Origin of the sequence: Dubosiella muris (assembly GCF_004793885.1) — a bacterium.
GTDB lineage: Bacteria > Bacillota_I > Bacilli_A > Erysipelotrichales > Erysipelotrichaceae > Dubosiella > Dubosiella muris.
The window spans coordinates 1-838 of record NZ_SRYG01000054.1 but is presented as its reverse complement, the minus strand read 5'-3'; the positions used below and the strand labels follow the sequence as shown (position 1 = coordinate 838).

Here is an 838-nt window from a genome sequence, read left to right as displayed (position 1 = left end):
TGATTCAGCGGCAGGGAGAGCTCTACATGAAAAAATTTATGAAAAAGAATTGGTCCACAGTTCTGCTTGTCATGATGTTCACGGTAGGGCTGTCCCTGCTGTTGTATCCAACGGTAGCGGACTGGTGGAATCAGTTTCATGCCACTCGCGCCATCGACTCCTATTCGGAAGCGGTGGCGACGATGTCGGATGAAGAATATGAAAAGTATCTTTCCGACGCGCGTGCCTACAATACGTCGCTGTTGTCCGAACCCAACCGGTTCCATCCTTCGGACGCTTTGCATGCCGAATATGAATCGGTACTAGATGTGGCCGGGGACGGCATCATGGGCGTTGTCAAGATTCCCTCCTTGCGGGTGAATCTTCCCATCTACCATGGGGTGGAGGAGTCGACGTTGCAGGACGCCATCGGCCATATCGAAGGGTCTTCGCTGCCCATTGGCGGTGAAAGTACCCATACCATTGTATCCGGGCACCGGGGCTTGCCCTCGGCCAAGCTGTTTACCGATCTGGACCAGATGGAAGTGGGGGACTACTTCATGTTTGTCGTGTTGGACGATACGTACACGTATCAGGTGGATCAGATCAAAATCGTGGAACCCAACGATTTCACGTATTTGCAGATCGAAGAGGGGAAGGATCTGGCGACGCTGCAAACGTGCACGCCCTATGGAATCAACACCCATCGTCTGCTTGTGCGCGGCCATCGTGTCGACAATTTGCCGGACGACTTCGTAAACGCCCGGTCGGAAGCGGTTTTACTGAACCGCAACGTGGTCGCCATCTTTGTCGGGGTGCTCCTCTTTGTGGCGCTGGGCATAGGATGGATCGTGAAAAA

1 protein-coding gene is annotated in these 838 nt (G+C 53.6%); it reads left to right on the top strand.

Annotated features, from left to right (window positions below; genetic code table 11):
* Positions 1-26: 26 nt before the first annotated feature.
* Positions 27-838, top strand: an 812-nt coding sequence (locus E5336_RS12265) for a class C sortase (RefSeq protein WP_277820875.1), incomplete at its 3' end; no start/stop codon positions are given.